This is a genomic window from Streptomyces lateritius (genome assembly GCF_014649715.1).
GTDB lineage: Bacteria > Actinomycetota > Actinomycetes > Streptomycetales > Streptomycetaceae > Streptomyces > Streptomyces lateritius.
This window is the reverse complement of record NZ_BMTO01000003.1, coordinates 406,029-421,455: the sequence shown is the minus strand read 5'-3', so window position 1 is coordinate 421,455 and position 15,427 is coordinate 406,029. Positions and strand designations below refer to the sequence as shown.

13 protein-coding genes are annotated in these 15,427 nt (G+C 70.3%); 11 read left to right on the top strand and 2 right to left on the bottom strand.

Annotated features, from left to right (window positions below; translation table 11 throughout):
* Positions 1-207: 207 nt before the first annotated feature.
* The 4 genes from IE136_RS08295 (at position 208) to IE136_RS08280 (ending at position 4,944) form a co-directional block, all read left to right on the top strand.
* On the top strand, positions 208-756 hold the full coding sequence (locus IE136_RS08295) for a GNAT family N-acetyltransferase (RefSeq protein ID WP_158992850.1): 549 nt from the start codon (positions 208-210) through the stop codon (positions 754-756).
* Positions 757-1,001: 245 nt separating this feature from the next.
* Positions 1,002-2,255 (top strand): hypothetical protein, encoded by a 1,254-nt coding sequence (locus tag IE136_RS08290; protein ID WP_189599954.1) that lies wholly within the window; start codon positions 1,002-1,004, stop codon positions 2,253-2,255.
* Between the two features lie 917 nt (positions 2,256-3,172).
* On the top strand, positions 3,173-4,153 hold the full coding sequence (locus IE136_RS08285; protein WP_189599953.1) for an alpha/beta hydrolase: 981 nt from the start codon (positions 3,173-3,175) through the stop codon (positions 4,151-4,153).
* A gap of 68 nt (positions 4,154-4,221) precedes the next feature.
* On the top strand, positions 4,222-4,944 hold the full coding sequence (locus IE136_RS08280; RefSeq protein WP_158992844.1) for an alpha/beta fold hydrolase: 723 nt from the start codon (positions 4,222-4,224) through the stop codon (positions 4,942-4,944).
* A gap of 235 nt (positions 4,945-5,179) precedes the next feature.
* On the opposite strand, the gene IE136_RS08275 is transcribed toward IE136_RS08280, so the two are convergent.
* The gene (locus IE136_RS08275) at positions 5,180-5,758 is read right to left on the bottom strand and encodes a hypothetical protein (RefSeq protein WP_308432397.1); all 579 of its coding nucleotides are present in this window, start codon (positions 5,756-5,758) and stop codon (positions 5,180-5,182) included.
* A 10-nt stretch (positions 5,759-5,768) separates the two neighbouring features.
* Positions 5,769-6,191: a cupin domain-containing protein gene (locus tag IE136_RS08270; RefSeq protein ID WP_158992842.1), complete on the bottom strand. Its 423-nt coding sequence runs from the start codon at positions 6,189-6,191 to the stop codon at positions 5,769-5,771.
* 160 nt (positions 6,192-6,351) lie between these two features.
* Between IE136_RS08270 and IE136_RS08265 the strand changes: the two genes are divergently transcribed.
* From IE136_RS08265 to IE136_RS35445, 7 genes are all read left to right on the top strand, one after another.
* Positions 6,352-6,795, top strand: coding sequence for an RrF2 family transcriptional regulator (locus IE136_RS08265; RefSeq protein ID WP_189599952.1), 444 nt, complete (start codon positions 6,352-6,354; stop codon positions 6,793-6,795).
* Positions 6,796-6,872: 77 nt separating this feature from the next.
* Positions 6,873-8,066 carry a globin domain-containing protein gene (locus tag IE136_RS08260; RefSeq protein WP_189599951.1) on the top strand — a complete coding sequence of 398 codons (1,194 nt, stop codon included), beginning with the start codon at positions 6,873-6,875 and terminating at the stop codon, positions 8,064-8,066.
* A 145-nt stretch (positions 8,067-8,211) separates the two neighbouring features.
* Complete coding sequence (locus tag IE136_RS08255; RefSeq protein WP_229818707.1) at positions 8,212-9,426, top strand: hypothetical protein; 1,215 nt, start codon at positions 8,212-8,214, stop codon at positions 9,424-9,426.
* Positions 9,427-9,846: 420 nt separating this feature from the next.
* Entirely contained in the window at positions 9,847-11,751 is a 1,905-nt protein-coding gene (locus IE136_RS08250) for a glycosyl hydrolase family 8 (protein WP_189599950.1), read from the top strand.
* Positions 11,752-12,128: 377 nt separating this feature from the next.
* Positions 12,129-13,166: a terpene synthase family protein gene (locus IE136_RS08245; RefSeq protein ID WP_158992834.1), complete on the top strand. Its 1,038-nt coding sequence runs from the start codon at positions 12,129-12,131 to the stop codon at positions 13,164-13,166.
* A gap of 14 nt (positions 13,167-13,180) precedes the next feature.
* The gene (locus IE136_RS08240) at positions 13,181-14,533 is read left to right on the top strand and encodes a cytochrome P450 (protein ID WP_158992832.1); all 1,353 of its coding nucleotides are present in this window, start codon (positions 13,181-13,183) and stop codon (positions 14,531-14,533) included.
* 241 nt (positions 14,534-14,774) lie between these two features.
* A partial coding sequence (locus tag IE136_RS35445; protein WP_229818706.1) for an AAA family ATPase occupies positions 14,775-15,427 on the top strand: 653 nt, incomplete at its 3' end.

Below are 15,427 nucleotides of genomic sequence, written 5' to 3'. Positions count from 1 at the left end.
CGCAGGCAACACACTTTCACGCTACGGAGGGGCCATGGCCCGGTCGAATGAACTGAAGTGCACGAAGTGCGGTGCCCGGCACACGGGTACGTGGAGCGCCTCGTTGTGTCCGGACTGTGCGAAGAAGTCGGGACAGAAGGAGCCTGACCCCGGCGACTAGGACTTGACCGGTGATCGTCTGTTCAGATGAGGCCCTAACATTGGGTCATGCCCCATATGCCGTCACGGGTCGAGCTCTCTCCGCTCACCCTCGCCGACCAGGACGAGTTCTGCTCACGCGTGAGGGCCAGCGCCGAGCTCCATGCGCCGTGGATGCAACTGCCCGCGACACCGGAGGAGTTCCGGCGCTGGATGAGCCGCTTCAGCGATGGCACCAACCGGGGCTTCGTGATCCGCGTTCAGGAGACCGGCGCAGCTGCCGGCATGGTCAACATCAACTCGATCATCCGGGGCCGTTACCAGGGCGCGTCCCTCGGCTATGCGGCTTTCGTTCCGTCCGCGAGGCGGGGTTACATGGCCGAAGGGCTCACCCTCGCCTTGCAGCACGCCTTCGACGACCTGCGGCTCCACCGGCTGGAGGCGAACATTCAGCCGGCGAACAAGGCGTCTTTGTCCTTGGTCCAGCGCCTGGGCTTTCGTTACGAAGGCATGTCACCCGCCTATCTCTACATCAACGGGGCCTGGCGCGACCACGAACGTTGGTCCATCACCGCGCCAGCTCCCTGGACGCCCGATCCTTCCCTTCCCGAGGTCTAGCACTTCTTCCGTGGCCCACGGACATTCGTCGATCGGCCTTCTTCCAGGTCGGCGACCGCGGGCAGGAGCTGTTGCCGGGGGCGGCTGAGATCGGCGTACGGGGGTCGCCCGGCCGGGCGGGGAGCAGATCGGCCCCGGTGTGCAGGGGTGATCTCCCATCATCGGAAGACCTCGGCCCCTGCCCGCCGATCAGCGCGCGCACCCCGACTACCTTCAACTGCGAGTAGCCACTTCAGGAGCGGGCGATGGACCACGAGATTCAGCTGATCAGTGACGGTGATGGACTGGCGGTCATCGGGAATGCGACGGACGTCGAAGGTTTCCTCGTATCGGAGGGACTGTCATCGAAGGACCTCGGAGTGCAACGGCTCAAGTCCGTCGTCGGTACCGGGGCTGTAGTCGCGCAGGCGGGTTCGGAGATTGCCGCCGACTCCGGTCGCTGGGTGAAGCTGACCCGGGAGTCCGCACAGCTTGTCAAGAAGTACGGGCTGAGGGAAAGCTCGAAGACGGGCCTCAGCACAGGTGTGGTGAAGGGGCACAAGGGCCAGGTCAGAGGATTCGTCGAATTCGTGAAGGGGCCCCGCTCGCTTCTGACCAACCCCGCGGTTCTTGCTGGTGCTGCGGGGATCATGGCGCAGATTGCGATGCAGCAGACCATGGACGAGATCACCGACTATCTCGCAACGATCAACGAGAAGGTCGACGACGTGCTGCGCGCCCAGAAGGACTCGGTGTTGGCCCGCGTGATCGGAGTGGGCTTCGTCATCGAGGAGGCCATGACCATTCGCGAGAAGAGGGGCAGGGTCGACGAGATCACGTGGTCGAAGGTGCAGGCCGCGCCGGCGACGATCGCGGAGACCCAGGCGTACGCATTGCGTCAACTCGACGCACTCGCGGAGAAGATGGAGCGCAAGACCAAGATCGGTGATCTCGCCACGACGGCCAGGGAAGCCGAGTCCGGGGTTCGGGAGTGGCTCGCTGTTCTGGCTCGCTGCTTCCAGCTCCAGGACGCGATCGCCGTGCTCGAACTCGACCGGGTGCTGGACGCGTCTCCGGAGGAGCTGAACGGGCACCGCCTCGGACTGAAGGCTGCCCGGCAGGACCGGCTGGAACACATCTCGCGGAGCACCGAGCGGCTGGTGGCCAGGATGAATGCGGCTGCCGGCACCGCCAACGCGAAGGTGTTGCTGCACCCGGCCAAGTCCCCGGCCGTAGTCCAGTCGAGCAACCATGTCGCGACCGGCGTCCATGACTTCCACGGGCGCCTCGGGATTGAGTCGGGCCGCCGGTCATCGGAGGCGAGACGATGGGTGGACGCGGCCGCGGAGGCGAGGGACAAGGCGCTCGAGACAGGAGCGAAGGGCGTCGATGCCGCCAGAAGCCTCGGCAACGAGACCCTCGACCGGGCCGGCTCGGTGAAGGGCAAGCTGTCCAGCGGGATCGCGGAGCGAGCGCGCCGTCGGCGCGGGGACGGGGAGGAACGCGCCGAGGAAGGCTGAGTGAGCGCCGACCGCCGGCCCACGTGTGCGGCCCGACCACACCCTCAACCGCGAAAAGCACCTTTTGATCCCCGTGCGGGACGGTGGCGGTGCGGGCTCCGGCGGCGAGGCCGGCCATGGAGGTGGCGGGCGTGCCGCAGGGCTTGGGCGAAGGGCGGGATCGCCGCGGTGCCCTTGTGCTCGCGCTGCTCGTCGTGGCGGGGATGCATGGGGCCGGCGGGCCCAACGCCGGCCGCGCCCGAGGCGGCGAAGGACGAGTCGGTCTCCCACCAGTACGGCGATGCGGCTCAACGTGCGTTCCCCGGCCGCCGAACCGGTCGCCGATGAGGTGTCCCCGGTCGTGGGTGCCCGAGAGGTAGTCCCTTGGATCGACCGTCGCCGCCGAACCGCCGGCGGCGGGCGGCGGCTCGGCGGGGCGCACCGCACCACGTGTCCCGAGGTCCGGCGCCCGGCGGTTCAGTGGCCCGCATGCGGATGCCTGCGGTGTGCAGTCGTCGGTCCGGCTGGGTGCTCGGTGACGCGTCGGGTGGGCCGGTGCCGACGTGTTCGCGCTGGTCCTCCTCGTGCCTGCGGAGGAGTTCCTCGATCAGGTAGTCCACCGTCCAACTGCTGACGGCTCTTACGACCACGTGGGCAAGGGCGGCTCAGACGCTCGTGCCGCGCCGGCTACGGGCGCGGTTGCGGTCCGGCCGGGTGGCCGACGGCAGTGCAGCCGCTCTCCTCGCCGGCCCGCGTTCCGGCCGTGCACGCCCCGTGGTTCCGTGCGCTCCCGCATCACGACCTGTGCGCTGGTGGTCAAGCCGCCCCGCTTCGTGGCTCTTAGCGTGGCGATCGACGGCTCCCCCGCGGATCGCGGTGTTCGCGCGGAGTCACGCGTCGGCGACACCGGCACATCACCGAACCAGCAGGAGACCCTCATGTCCGACACCGTCGAGCCGGTACGGCCGGTACGCCCGGTCCTGGAGCCGGCGGCGGCCGCTTTCGCCGAAGCGACCACCCACCCGCCGTACCTCTTCGACCTGGCGCCCGCCGAGGGCCGCAAGGCGGTCGACGAGGTGCAGTCCGGTGAGATCGTCAAGCCGGCCACCGACGAGGAGTGGATCACCGTCTCCGGCGGTCCGACGGGGAGCGTCCGGGCCAGGATCGTCAGGCCCGCCGGTGCCGAGGGAACACTGCCGGTGATCCTCTGCATCCACGGCGCGGGCTGGGTGTTCGGCAACGCGCACACGCACGACCGCCTGGTGCGCGAACTCGCGGTGGGCGCCCACGCCGCCGTGGTCTTTCCGGAGTACGACCTCTCCCCCGAGGTGCGCTACCCCGTGGCCATCGAGCAGAACTACGCCGTCGCCCGGTGGATCGTCCAGCAGGGTTCGTCCAAGGGCCTGGACGGGTCCCGGCTGGCCGTGGCCGGCGACTCCGTCGGGGGCAACATGACCGCCGCGCTGACGCTGATGGCCAAGGAGCGCGGCGACGTGCCGATGGTCCAGCAGGTGCTGTTCTACCCGGTCACCGACGCGAGCTTCGACACCGGCTCGTACGAGCAGTTCGCCACCGGCTACTTCCTGCGCCGCGACGCCATGCGGTGGTTCTGGGACCAGTACACGACCGACGAGGCCGAGCGCGCCCAGATCACCGCCTCGCCGCTGCGGGCCACCACCGGGCAGCTCACCGGCCTGCCCCCGGCCCTGGTCATCACCGCGGAGGCCGACGTCCTGCGCGACGAGGGCGAGGCCTACGCCGACAAGCTGCGGGAGGCGGGTGTCCCGGTCACCGCCGTCCGCTTCCAGGGCGTCATCCACGACTTCGTCATGCTCAACGCCCTGCGCGAGACCCATGCCGCCGAGGCCGCCATCACGCTGGCCGGCAGCACCCTGCGGAAAGCGCTCCACGCCGGCTGACCCCGCGCGTTCCCTTCTCTTCCTCCCTTCTTTTCCCTTCCCTTCCCCAAGCAGGAGAGCAGACAGACATGACAACGAACTCCACCCCCACGGCCGTTCTGGTCCACGGAGCGTTCGCGGACGCGGCAAGCTGGACCGGGGTCATCACGGAACTGCGGAATCACGACATCCCCGTGGTCGCGCCGCCGAACCCGCTGCGCGGCCTGGCGTCCGACGCCGCGTACATCGCCTCCGTGGCGGCCCAGATCGACGGCCCGGTGGTCCTGGTCGGCCACTCCTACGGCGGGGCGCTCATCTCGGTCGCCGGCACCGCCGAGAACGTCGTCGGCCTGGTCTACATCGCCGCGTACGCCACCGACGAAGGCGAGAGCCTCGGCGAGCTGCAGGGCCGCTTCCCGCTCTCGCCGCTGGTCAGCAACCTGAAGGAGGCGACGTACCCCGTGCAGGGCGCGGAGCCCGCCGTCGAGGTCACTATCAAGGCCGACGCCTTCCCGGAGATCTTCGCCGCCGACGTCCCGGCCGCCGTCACCAAGGTCCTGGCGGTGGCGCAGCGGCCACTCGCCGCGTCCGCCTTCACCGAGCCGGCCTCGGCCGCCGCGTGGAAGACCAAGCCGTCCTGGGCGCTCGTCGCCGCCGCGGACCAGGCGATCAACCCGGAGGTCCAGCGTTTCGGTGCGAAGCGCGCCGGGGCGACGATCGTCGAGCTCGAGGGCGCCTCGCACGCCGTCGCGCTGTCCCGCCCCAGGGAGGTGGCCGAACTGATCCGTGACGCGGTCCGAGCCACGCGCTGACAAGACGGCCGGCCGGCGCGCTCCCTGTACCCGCACGGTACGGGGAGCGCGCCTCGCTGTTTCGACCGCCGGCCCTGCGGAGACCGCGCGACGGTGGCGGGCGCCGCGGTCGGAGCACTGCCCCAGGTGGCCGCGCCCCGGCCGGAGGGCGGGCCCCATGCCGACCTCAGGCTGCGGGCGGACCGATTTCACGACGTGTTCGCCCAGGACGTGCCGCGCAGCACCGCGCGGGTCCTCACGGGTTCGCGGGTCCTGACGGGTTCGCGGGTCCTGACGGATTCTCAGGTCCTGACGGGTTCGCGGGTCCTCGCCGGTACCCGTGCAGTGCGAAGGCGCACCACAGGACCGCCGCCGTCAGCGCGGCGGCGGCCATCGCGGCCAGCACCATGGTGTCGGGCCGCCAGCCCAGCGAGAGCCGGGTTCCGAGGGCCGTGAGCACGACCGCGATACGCCCGGGGGCGTAGAGGGGCACTCTGGTCGCGGCCGCCCGCAGCGCTGCCGCGAGCGCGAGGCCGGTCGCGGCCCAGGCATACAGATACGGCCACACGTCGCCCGGAGCGGCGGACGGCAGCCCGTATTGCTCAGGGCCTATGCGGAACAGGGCGGTGGCCCAGCCCAGGGCCACACCGGTGACGGTGACGCCCGCCACCCACAGGGCATGCCGCCACAGCGGACCGGGCCGGACGGCCTCGTCGTGGTCGTCGGAGTCGGAGAGGTCGAGAGATTCGATCATGCCTGGACAGACGCGGCTCGACGGCGGACCGTTGCCCCCGTAGGAGCAGAAGAGGGCGTGGCCGACGTGGGCGTCGACCACGGGACCTCCCTCAGTGCTCCGCGTCCCTCGCGCCGGGGGAGGCGGATCGGATCCGCATGCCCGGGCGGCGGCGGTGGACGGTGAGGTACGACATGCCCTGGTCGCCCGCCACGAGTGCGCGGGTGGAGCCGTGGGGCAGCCATGTGAGGGCGCCTTCGTCCAGCGGGACCGGTCCCTCGGGGGTGACCAGGGTGGCGTCTCCGGTGACGACCAGGAGGAGGACGTCGAGATCCGGCTCGGTGTGGGTCTCGACGCGCCGCCCGGGCGGAAGGCGGACGACATTGGCGTCGAGCTGCCGACCGGGCTCCGCCAGCCGCCACACCGCGCCGGCCCGTTCCGGGTCGAGCGCCTTCAGCGTTCCCGTACCGAAGAGGACCCTCGGCACCGGTCCGCGGTCGGCCGGGGGCGAGGAGCCGCCGTCTTCCACCGTCATTCGATCCACCATCCGCTACGCGTCGTCCCGCCGACGGACCACCTCCCCAAGGGCCCGACGTCGTAAGCGCCCCGTCCGTCCCGCCCGTGACACATCCCACAAGGTCACGGGCACCGATTTGAACAGGAATCTTACATGCGTGTTTGTTAGCGTCCGGGCCGTGCGACTGACCAAGTTCACCGACCTGGCGCTGCGTTCCGTGATGCGCCTGGCGGTCTCCGAGAACGGCGAATCTCCGACCACACGCGAAGTGGCCGAGGTGATGGGTGTGCAGCACGCACACCTCGCGAAGGCGATCACGCGCCTCCAGCACCTGGGTGTGGTCGAGGCGCGGCGGGGCCGCGGCGGCGGGCTGGCCCTGACCGGTCTGGGCCGGCGGGCGTCGGTGGGCTGGCTGGTGCGGGAGCTGGAGGGCGGGGGCGAGGTCGTCGCCTGCGACGACGACGCACCGTGCCCGCTTCGGGCGGCGTGCCGTCTGCGCGGGGCACTGCGCGAGGCGCAGGAGGCGTTCTACGCCACGCTCGACGCGCTGACCGTGGCCGACCTCGTGGCCTCCCCCGCCGGACCGGTCCTTGTCGCGCTGACCGGCCGCCGACCGGAGTAGTCCGCGCCCCCGCCCCGGGGGACGCACAGACACACACCATCAAAACACGAAGATCACTTACCTCTTGAGGAGTCACCGTGCTCTCGGAGCAGTCCACTCCTGTCGTCCGGGCCACCCTTCCGGTGGTCGGAGCCGCGATCGGAGAGATCACCGAGCTCTTCTACCGGAAGCTGTTCGACGCCCGCCCCGAGCTTCTGCGCGACCTGTTCAACCGGGGCAGCCAGGCGAACGGCGAACAGCAGAAGGCACTGGCGGGTTCCATCGCAGCGTTCGCCGGGATGCTGCTGGAGAAGCCGGAGGACCGCCCCGACGCGCTGCTCGCCCGCATCGCGCACAAGCACGCCTCGCTGGGTGTCACCTCCGAGCAGTACAAGATCGTCCACCGGCACCTCTTCGACGCGATCGCCGAGGTGCTCGGCGACGCCGTCACCCCGGAGGTCGCCGCGGCCTGGGACGAGGTCTACTGGCTGATGGCGAACGCCCTCATCGCCATCGAGACGCGTCTCTACCAGGAGGCCGGCGGCGCGGAGGGTGACGTCCGCCGGCGCATGGAGATCGTGGAGCGGCGCGGGGAGACGCCGGACGTGGTCTCGTTCCTGCTGCGGCCGGCCGACGGCCGCCCGGTCCCGTCGTTCCGGCCGGGCCAGTACGCCGGCGTCCAGGTCGAACTCCCCGACGGAGCACGGCAGATCCGCCAGTACAGCCTCTCCTCCGCCCCTGACCGGTCGCACTGGCGGATCAGCGTCAAGCGGCTCCGTGAGGCGGCGGGCCCGGACGGGGAGGTCTCGTCCTGGCTCCACGCGCACGCCCGGCCGGGCGACGAGCTGACCGTGTCGGCGCCGTTCGGTGACCTGGTCCTGCCGGAGGGGGACGGCCCGCTGCTCCTGGCGTCCGCGGGGATCGGCAACACGCCCATGCTGTCCATGCTCGACCACCTCCTCTCCACCGGCTCGGCCCGCCCCGTCGTCGCGGTCCACGCCGACCGCTCCCCCGCCGACCACGCACACCGCGAGGAGCACCGCGCCCTGGTGCGGGCGCTGCCCGGCGCCCGCCTCCACCTCTGGTACGAGGAGCCCGGCACCCAGGCTCCGGAGGCGGCGGCCGGCCGGGCCGACGTCAGCGGCCTCGAACTCCCCCACGGCGTCACCGCCTACCTCTGCGGCCCGCTCCCGTTCATGCGCGCGGTCCGTGGCGACCTGCTGCGCCGTGGCGTGCCCGCGGAAGCGATCCATTACGAGGTGTTCGGCCCGGACCTCTGGCTGGGCCGGTAGCTCCGGTTTCCGGCCTCAGGTGGGCATCGCGGTACGGCTCGCCCGGCAGGCCGACCGGCGGGCCTGTACACGGTGGCGGCAGCGAGTTCGGGCGCGGTGTCACCCAGGGGACCGACCTGCCGAAGCGGTCGCTACGCTGCCGGACGTGATCGCTCCGTCTCCCGCACCGTTGACCCTCGAAGAAGCCCGGGCACTTCAGAACCTGCTCCCGGCCGAGATCGGGCCGGGCCTCACCGAGCGGGAACTCGACGCGGTCGAGTCCCGGTTCGGCTTCACGTTCGCAGCCGACCACCGGGTCTTCCTCGCCGCCGGGCTGCCGCACGGGTCGCACGGCTGGCCCGACTGGCGGAACGGCGACCCCGAGGACTTGGCCCAGCGGCTCGCTCGGCCGGTGGAGGGTGTGCTCTTCGACGTCGAGCACGCCCGCTTCTGGCACCCCGCCTGGCGCCCGAGGCCCGCTGAGACGTCCGACGCGCTGCGGATCGCGCGAACCGAACTGGCGACGGCTCCACGGCTGGTCCCCGTCTACAGCCACCGCTACCTGCCCGGCACGGCGGGCGGGTCGGGCCACCCCGTGCTGTCCGTCCACCAGACCGACATCATCTTCTACGGGACCGACCTGGCCGACTACATCCGGCACGAGTTCACCGGCCGGGCGAGCGGTCTCCACGCGACCCACTCGACCGTCGGGTTCTGGTCGTACTTCGTCGAGGGCGGTCCGGGCGTCGACGTCACCGCGCCCACGCCGCACCGACCGTACGCCGTCGACGCGCAGGAGGCCGTCGAGTACCTCTGGATGCTGGCACTGGAGCGCCTGATCGGCCGTCGGTTCCGGCCGGAGCAGTTGATCGAGGCGGGGCTCACGGCGCTGATGTTCGACGTCGGCGTCGACACGGAGTCCCTTCCGCTGCTCGCCGGGCTGCTGCGCACCGAGCACGAGAGCGCCGACGCGCTGTTCGAGCAGGTCCTGACCGAGTTGGGGCTGACCGAGGGCCTTCCCGCCGACGACACCGACATTCCGGGGGAGGCGGCCCGCTGGGAACTCGTGCGCTGGTGGCTCCGGTTGATCGTCAGCGGCAGCATGGCGCCGGAGGACGGCGGTGACGTGATCACGTACGAGGGCTGGGGCGCACTGGGCCGGCCGCGGTCGCTCCGACCGTTCGTCGACAAGGTCGACGCGTACAACGCCTGGGCGGCGCTCCCCCGCGGCGCCCGCGAGCCGCTGGCCGACGCGATCGTCGCCGAGGCCACCCACCTCCTCTCCGGCCCCTGGCCCCCGGCGCCCGATCCCTCACCGCCCGATCCCTCACCGGCCGAGGCCTCTTCGCCGGTCGACCCGGCGGACGGGTCGGCCGGGTGACCACTCCCGGCCGGCCGTGCACCGTCGGCGTGGGACGGCCAGAGACCGCCGATGACGCTCTCGCCGTCGCCTCGGAGGCGCTCGGTCCAGCCGTGGGCCTCCTCGTCGAAGTCGGCCAGGGGCGCCGGCGATCCGGTCGACGAAGTCGTCGTGACCGCCGTTCTCGGCGATCACCGCTGCCCGACGGCACCCAGGGGCCCGACCGTCCCGACGGCCGTGACACCGCCGCACACGCATGGTGCGCCTTTTCCAGCCACCCAACCGGTGATCACGGGGATTGTCAGCCCGCCGGCGTCCAACGGGCTCTTGCGCGAACCCCGCCCGCCTCTCTACTCTCCCGGCGAATGGTTAGGAACATTTCCTAACCATTGGATCGCTCTGACCGGGCGTCACGTCCGGACGAAAGGAACGACCACCGCCATGAGCCGAAGAGGCATATCCCTTCTCATCGCGTCGGCCCTGCTGCCCCTGCCCGTGCTCGGGCTGCCCCAGGCCGCCTCCGCCGCCGACACCCTGGTGTCGGTCGGCAAGCCGGCGACGACCTCGTCGATCGAGGGGAGCGGGTTCGAAGCGGCTCTCGCGTTCGACGCGAACACCGCCACCCGGTGGGCGAGCGCCGAGGGCGTCGATCCGCAGTGGGTCCGGATCGACCTCGGTGCCACGCACACCATCTCCCGCGTGAAGCTCAACTGGGAGGCCGCGTACGCCAAGACGTACAGGATCCAGACCTCCGCCGACGGTTCGACCTGGAGCGATGTCTACTCCACGACGGCGGGCGACGGGGCCGTCGACGACCTGACCGTCTCCGGGAGCGGGCGCTACGTCCGGATGTACGGGACGAGCCGCGGCACCCCGTACGGGTATTCCCTCTGGGAGTTCGAGGTCTACGGCTCCGCCACCGGCAGCGGTGACACCGCCCCGCCGAGCGCCCCCGGTGGCCTCCGCTCGACCGCGTCGACGTCGACGAGCGTCTCGCTCGCCTGGAACGCCGCCACCGACAACGTGGGGGTGACGGGCTACAACGTCTACCGCGGCGGCGTACTCGTCGGTTCCACCACCGGGACCACGTACACCAACACCGGCCTCACCGCGCCGACTTCGTACAGCTACACCGTCAAGGCACGTGATGCCGCCGGGAACCTCTCGGCCGCGAGCAACACCCTCGCCGTCACCACCCCGGCGGTTCCCTTCGGCAGCCACCTCAGGCCCTACGCCTCCGGCATGCTGAAGCCCTCCGGCACGCAGACGACGATCGACCAGAAGGCCGTCGACCACTACAAGACCTGGAAGGCCGCCTTCGTCCGCCAGAACTGCGGCAACGGCTGGTACCAGGTGATCTCGCCGGACGCCGACCACCCCTACGTCGCCGAGGCGCAGGGGTACGGGATGGTCATCGCCGCGACCATGGCCGGCGCCGACCCCGACGCCAAGAAGATCTTCGACGGCCTGGTCAAGTGGAAGATCGACCACCCCTCCGCCATCAACCCGAACCTGCTGGCGGCCGAGCAGGACGTCACCTGCAAGAGCGTCAACGGCGGGGATGCCGCGACCGACGGTGACCTGGACGTGGCGTACGGGCTGCTGCTCGCCGACAAGCAGTGGGGCAGCGCGGGGACGTACAACTACAAGGATCTCGCGGTCAAGCACATCAACGCGATCAAGCAGGACGAGGTCAACCCGGCCACGAACCTGCTGAAGCTCGGCGACTGGAGCAGCTCCGGCGACCAGTACTACTACATCTCGCGCACGTCGGACTGGATGATCGACCACTTCCGCGCCTTCCGTACGGCGACCGGCGACGCGGCCTGGGACACCATCCGCACCGCGCACCAGAACCAGATCGCCGGTCTCCAGTCGGCGTACGCGCCGGGCACCGGTCTGCTCCCCGACTTCGTCGTCAACACGAACACCACGCCGAAGCCCGCCCCGGGGCAGGTCCTGGAGGACCCCAACGACGGCGCCTTCTGGTGGAACGCCTGTCGTACGCCGTGGCGTATCGCCGACGACGCCGTCACCAGCGGGGACGCGAAGTCGCTCGCGGCGGCGCGCAAACTCAACAGCTGGATCAAGACGAAGACCGGCGGCGACCCGAACAAGATCGCAATCGGCTACCAGCTCAACGGCACGCAGATCTCGGCCGGCAGCGAGGCGGCGTTCTTCGCCCCGTTCGCGGTCGCGGCGATGACCGACGCCGGCAGCCAGGCGTGGCTCGACGCACTCTGGAACAAGATGCTGGCCACCCCTGTCGACACCAGCAGCTACTTCTCGGCGAGCATCCAGTTGCAGGTCATGATCACCGCTTCCGGTAACCACTGGGTCCCGTAACCGTCCGACCGTGCCCACGGGCACCTCGTGCCCACCGCGCCCACCGGACCGGCAGCCGCCGGTCCGGTGGGCATCGCTCGTGCCCTGTGGCCGAGTTGTACCCCTTGCCGTGAACGACGGTGCGCCTCTGAGCGTCAAACATGCCTCGCGCATATTCGTCATGAATGCACGTCAGGCACCGTCACGCCGGGAGCCCGAACGTCGTTGACACTGCACGACGCCCTGAGGTTAATTAATCAACGAGTGGCCTGATGCGACTCCGGCGGACGCGGCTCTGCCGCCATAAGTATGCGCTGTGATGAGCGAGTTGGGAGACACGGCAGTCGCGGATCTTCATTGAGCGGGTATGGGCGCAGCAGACATCTTCAGGGGGATCAATGACCCGGCTCAACTCTTTCACCGTTGCCGATTTCCATCTTCCGTTCGGCAATTCCAAGCACCCACAGGCCGCGCGGGCGAACGTCGAAGCCACCGCCTGGGTGGTGCGCCACGAGCTCGTCACGGACGCGACGGAGCAGTTCACGGGCATCGGTTGCGGCCACCTCGCGGGCCGGGTGAGCGGCGAGGTCGGGTACGAGAGGGTCCTCCTGCTCGCCGAGTGGATGGCCTGGTCCTTCGTCCTGGACGACCAGCACGACCATCTCATCAGGACGGGTGACGTGGCGGCCTGGGAGCCCGTCGCCGAGGCGATCACCACCTATGTCGAGACGGGGAGGGTCGGCAGCTCGTCGCCGCGGCGCAATCCCCTCGTGAACGGGTTCGTCGACCTCTGCGACCGCATCCTGGACGGCATGTCCGAGACGACCGCCGCCCGCTACCGGGCCCATGTCGCGATGATGCTGCGCTCCTTGGACCAGGAGGCGGGCAATCGCGAGGCCCCGGGCCGCCCGTCGGTCGAGGACTACATCGTCATGCGCAGGCACAGCTCCCAACTGCTGCCCATGATGGACATGGTGGAGGCGGGACTCGGCATCGACCTGCCCCGGCGGATCCACGGGCTGACGGCGTTCCAAGAGCTCATCGCGAGCGCGATCGACATCATCTCGTGGGGGAACGACATGTTCTCGCTGCCGAAGGAGTACGCCTGCGGGGACCACAACAACCTCGTCTCCCTCATCTCCTTCCACGAGCGGTGCTCGCTCTCCGACGCGGTCCGGGCCGTCGAGAGCCGGATCCAGATCCGCATCGAGGAGTATCTGGCCGGGAAGAAGCACCTCTTCGAGGTCCTGGACGCCGACGGGACGACGACGCCGGAGCTCCGCGAGACGGTCTCCCGGTGCGTGCGCAGCTACGAGGACTGGATCATCGGTACGGATCTGTGGCAGCGTTACGAGTGCACGCGGTACAGCGACGAACGGTTCGCAGCCGGGCTGGAGTCTGCGTACACCCGCCCGGACCTGATCTCGGTGGCATGACAGGGAGTCGGTCCATGGCAGGTCTGGAAGTCTCCGGCTCCGCGGTCCAGGCTCCGGTCGCTCCGGGGCGCATACCGCTCTTGGGCCATGTGCCGCGACTCATGCGGGAGCCGATCGCGTTCCTGGAGTCGCTGCGGGACCACGGCGAGGTCGTACGGCTCGACATCGGGACGTGGCCGGTGCTGGTGCTCACCCGCCCAGAGCACGTCCACACCGTCCTGGTCGAGCAGGCCCAGAAGTTCGGCCGCGGCAGGATCTTCGACCGCCTCAGGCCGATGTTCGGCAACGGCATCGTGACGACCGACGGCGACTTCCACCGCAAGCAGCGCCGGATGATCCAGCCCGCCTTCCACCGCAACCACATCACCGAGTACACCGAGACGATGGTCCGCCAGGCGGAGGCGATGTCGTCGTCGTGGACCCCGGGCGTCGAGGTCTCGATGGTCAACGAGACCCGCCGGTACGCGCTGTCCTCGGTGGCCGAGATGATCTTCTCCGGCGACCTGAGCCGGCCGGCCGTCGCGGAGGTGCACCGCTCGCTCCCGATCGTCCTGGAGGGGATGCTCCTGCGCGCGGTCATGCCCAAGTCCCTGGACCGGCTGCCCCTCCCGCTCAACCGGCGGTTCGACTCCGCCGCCGCGCGCCTGCGGAGCATCATCGACGAGGTGATCGCGCAGTACCGCTCCGCGGAAGAGGACCGTCCCGACCTGCTCTCCCTGCTGCTCGCCGGCGTGGACGCCGACACGGGCGCGCCGATGAGTCCCGAGCAGGTACGGGACGAGGTGATCGCGATCATGTTCGCCGGTACGGAGACCCCGGCAACCACGCTGGCCTGGATCTTCCACGAACTCGGCCGCCATCCCGAGGCGGAGAAGCGCCTGCACGCCGAGGTCGACGCTGTCGTGGGAACGCGCTCGGTCCGCCCCGAAGACCTCTCCCGGCTCACCTACACGAACCACGTCTTCCAGGAGGCGCTGCGCCTCCACTCGCCCCTGCTCTTCACCCGGCGCGCCCTGGCCCCGCTCACCCTCGGCGGCGTCTCGATCCCCGAGGGAGCCGAACTCGCCTACAGCCCCTACGCGTTGCACCGTGACCCGGCGCTGTTCCGGAACCCCACGGTCTTCGACCCGGACCGGTGGGCGGAGGAGGCGGCCGAGCGGCCACGCCCGCACTCGTTCGTCCCGTTCGGAGCAGGCCAGCACAAGTGCATCGGTGATCAGTTCGCGGTGGCGGAGATCGTGACCGCGCTGGCGACCGTGGCGTCACGGTGGCATCTGCGGCCGGCCCCGGAGGTCACCGTTCGGGAGGTCCCTGCGGGCATCCCGCAGCCGAGCGAGCTGCCCATGATCCCCGTCGCGCGTCACTGACAACTCCCGCCACCGACAGCGCACTTCACTCGCGTGGAGTCGCGAAGGGTACAGCATCGTGACTCTGTCTGTGGCGAGATGCCGGAAAAGAAGCTTTGATCAACATCATTCCGCCTGTGGGCCGTACACTCGGCCGCACGCGCAGGAGGGGGCACGAATGTCACAGGTCGGCGAAGTGAGGATGTGGGCCTCACAGCCTCTTCTCGAACGGGAATCCGAGATTCTCGCCATCCAACGCGCGGTGGACGATCTCTGCGGCACTTCCCCCGCCGGTACGGTCGCCCGCCGCGGGGGTGTGATGACCTTCGCCGGGTCGGCCGGCATTGGCAAGACCACCCTGCTGGCCGAGGCCCGTCGGCACGCCGCCGAGCGGGGCTGCACCGTGCTGTTCGCCCGCGGCGGCGAGCAGGAGAAGCAGGTGCCGTTCCATGTGATGCGGCAGCTGATCCAGCCGAGGTTCGCGGCCATGAGCGAGGAAGCGCGCCGCGACGTCCTCGGCAACTGGTACGACATCGTCGCGCCGGCGCTCGGCCTCACCGCCGCTCCGAAGGGACAGACGCCGCCCGACCCGCAGGGCGTGCGGGACGGCCTGGACTGGGTCGTCACTCATCTCGCCGTACGCAACGCACCGGTCGTCCTCGTCCTCGACGACGCGCACTGGGCGGACGCCGAGTCTCTGGCCTGGCTGACCGCCTTCGCGGCCCGGGCCGAGGAACTGGCCATGCTGATCATGGTCGCCTGCCGGCCGGACGAGATCCCCGCCGACGCCGCCTCGCTGCGCGCCCTGATGGGGCGCCAGGGAACGCGTCCGCACGAACTGGCGCCCCTCAGCACCGGCGCGGTGGCGCGCATCGTCCGCGAGGCCCTCGACGAGAACGCCGACGACGTGTTCTG